The organism is uncultured Campylobacter sp. (assembly GCF_938018035.1).
Classification (GTDB): domain Bacteria; phylum Campylobacterota; class Campylobacteria; order Campylobacterales; family Campylobacteraceae; genus Campylobacter_B.
Genome location: NZ_CALIJF010000262.1, coordinates 1 through 3,296, shown reverse-complemented (window position 1 = coordinate 3,296; position 3,296 = coordinate 1). Strand labels below are relative to the sequence as shown.

Sequence of the window (3,296 nt, the reverse complement as noted above, 5' to 3'; positions counted from 1 at the left end):
CAATCTCATTAATAAAGTTATCGCTTTGTCTTTTTGAAATAGCTGTTCCTATCACATTGAATATTTTTTTTATTTTAGATAATATCAATACTATAGAATATGTCAATATAAACCAAAAAACTCCAAACCATTTAATATTATATATGCTAATAGGGTTTGATCTAAATATATTGTATATAAGCTCTATATTAAAAGACATGCTTTGCATCATAATTATGCAAGAAAAACAAAATCCAAATATTAGATACAAAAATAAAAATTTTTTAATATTGCGCCATGGTATTTCATTTCTAGGAAACGAAACTACGCCGCCTAAATAGAAAAATAGTGGCATATGAAATGAATATATGATATTCTTGAATACAAATTCCAAATTTAGATGACCCAATACAACAAGTAAAATTCCTATACCTTTTGCTATATCCAAATAAATAATTCTTTCGTTTAAATATTTATTCATAGATATCGCTTTCTTTTAAGAGATTAAATTTTCCATTATTGGCATATTTTTCTAGGTGTAGCTTATAATCTATTTTCGGATACAATTTGTCATCGTACCAATCTTCCAAATATTTTTCAAATTTTTCCGCACTATCAGCATAATATACAAGCCCATCGGACGCTAAATCTCTATAATTTTCTATATTCAACAAATTCACTTGAATGACTTTTTTTTCGAGTAACAGGGCCTCATGTAATGCATTTGAAAAAATAGATATAACAAGATCGCTATCATTGATACTATCAATAATAGAAATATCGGTATCGGAAATGGAGATATTTGATGATATATATTTTGATGCTATATTAAAATAATCATCATAAATTCTGGTTCTAATATTTAATTTACAATCACTATGGCGCTGCATAAATTTTTTCATAATTTCAAGCAATAAAATTGTGGTGTTCTTGTTAAAAGGGGAAGAATAGAAATTATCTTCAGAAAAGTACTCTCCTATAATTAATATCGTTTTGTTTCTGCCTTTATGTATTAAAGACGATAATGTATCGGCATAAACATTATTCCCTGTTATTCTTTTAATTCCACTTTTCTCAAAAGAAACTTCTGCCATTCTATCAAAATGATTTTGGCTCCATAATGTATATATGTTTGTTCCATAAGAAATATAATTAACTTTATACTTAAAATTAACACCATGCGGAATACATATAGTTTTAATATTATAAATACTATTTAATAAAAACGTTACATAATCTATTTCAGGGTAGCTATCAAAAGATCCAATTATATATTTAATTTTTCTAAATTTACTTTTTAAACTAAGTATCATCATTGTATCTATTTCTAATTCTAGCAATTTTTCTATATATATGTGTTTAATTGCATTTGGTAAATTAGAATTTACTATACATTTTTTATTATTTGACAATCTACGAATACCTTTAATGAACTGCAACGGATTTATAAACTTAAAATTTATATAGTTTTTCGAATCATATAAAATTTTACTAAATATCAACCCAGATGAAAAAAAAGGAAAGGTGGTAATCTTGTACTTTAAAAACGGTATTGCAAATTTAAATGATATATGATCATTGTACATAAAGAAAATACCATTAATATCTTTATTTTTAGGTCTATATATAAAAAAGAGTAGCATTAGAATAATTATTTTTAATACTGGTTTAATGTATAATTTAATATTATTTATTTTCTTTATTTCAATATCAACTATAACCACATCGTCAAGAGTTGTTTTCAGTAAATTTGCTATATCTGATAGATACTCGTTATATTTACTATAAACAAAAATTGTATTGTTTTTATCGGCATCTCTAAAATCATTTATTATTTCTAGTATTCTTACCATTTCAAATAACGTTTTATCGCTCAATTTCATAAGACTCAAATGTAGCGCTGCATTTGAAACAAAATTATTTTCAAATAAAACCTTATTAATGATTCTTGCCTTTTTATGACTTCTAATAAAATATTCATATAACTTTATACCTTTTGCTACACCAAAAGAATCTATGCTATCAATTAAATATATAGCACCTTCTATAGAAATATTTTTTAAAAAAGAAATTTCTGTCAAAATTATATTCATATTAATACGGCCTCAGAACTCCGCAAAAATCCAAAACTTCTTTTTCTATTTTTAGCCCTTTAAATTCCTTATGCCCGACTAAAAATACGATAATGTCCGAAATTTCAATAGCCTTTTTATAATCCACTATCTCAAAATCTTTGTGAGCCTTGATATTGGGCTCCACAGCAACCACATCGACGCCGTCTGCGATCAGGCACTTGGTTATATTTAGCGCAGGCGATTCCCGCAAATCGTCGATGTCTGGCTTAAAAGCAAGCCCCATACACGCGACTTTGGGCTTTCTGCCGTTTTGCAGCTCAAATTTCAAAGCGGCGTTTTTGATTTTTTCAATACACCACTCGGCTTTGTGATCATTGACCTCTCTTGCGGATTTGATCAACCTTGCTTCGTAGCCGCCGGCATGGACGATAAACCACGGATCGACCGCTATGCAGTGCCCGCCTACGCCGCAGCCCGGGCTTAAAATATTAACTCGCGGATGACGGTTTGCTAGCGAGATGAGCTCCCAGACGTTGATGCCGAATTTATCGCACAAAATGCTAAGCTCGTTTGCAAAGGCTATGTTTACGTCGCGGAAAGAATTCTCTGTAAGCTTTGACATCTCTGCAGTTTTCGAGTCGGTCTGCAAAACTTCGCCTTCTACGAATTCTGCGTAAAATTCCGCTATCTTTTTAGTAGCAATCTTTGTAGTTCCGCCCACGATCCTATCGTTTTGCGTAAGCTCTTTTAAAATTTTACCCGGCAAAACTCTCTCCGGGCAATGAGCGATATAAATTTTAGAAATATCAACACCGCCATTTTTTAAAATTTCACCTATCTTTTCGGTAGTACCTACCGGTGAAGTGGATTCTAAAACGACCATATTATCGTCTTTTACATATGGTATTATCGATTTTGCCGCACTTATGACATAATCGATATTTGGCACGTATCCGTCTCGAAACGGCGTCGGAACAGCTATGATAAAAACGTCTGCGAAATCAGGCTTAACATCTGCTTTTAAATTTCCGCTTTCTACTGATTTTTTTACAAGTTCCCCTAGTTCAGGCTCTACGATATGAATTTTGCCCTGATTGATCGTATCTACGACGCTTTGCACTACATCAACGCCGTGGATTTTATAGCCCTTGCTCGCTAAAAGCGCCGCCGTAGGCAGCCCTATATACCCAAGACCTAAGATGCAAACTTTTTTCACAATATTCCTTTTAAAAATTCCAGTAT

At 31.2% G+C, this 3,296-nt stretch carries 3 protein-coding genes; all 3 read right to left on the bottom strand.

The genetic code is table 11. The features are described from left to right. Positions 1-460, bottom strand: a 460-nt coding sequence (locus Q0257_RS07805) for an acyltransferase family protein (protein WP_298023677.1), incomplete at its 3' end; no start/stop codon positions are given. Beyond that, positions 453-2,072 carry a hypothetical protein gene (locus Q0257_RS07800; protein WP_298023674.1) on the bottom strand — a complete coding sequence of 540 codons (1,620 nt, stop codon included), beginning with the start codon at positions 2,070-2,072 and terminating at the stop codon, positions 453-455. The genes Q0257_RS07800 and Q0257_RS07805, both read right to left, overlap by 8 nt. 1 nt (position 2,073) lies before the next feature. Beyond that, a complete protein-coding gene (wecC, locus tag Q0257_RS07795; protein WP_298023681.1) occupies positions 2,074-3,273 on the bottom strand; it encodes a UDP-N-acetyl-D-mannosamine dehydrogenase in 1,200 nt (399 codons plus the stop codon). Between the last annotated feature and the right edge of the window lie 23 nt (positions 3,274-3,296).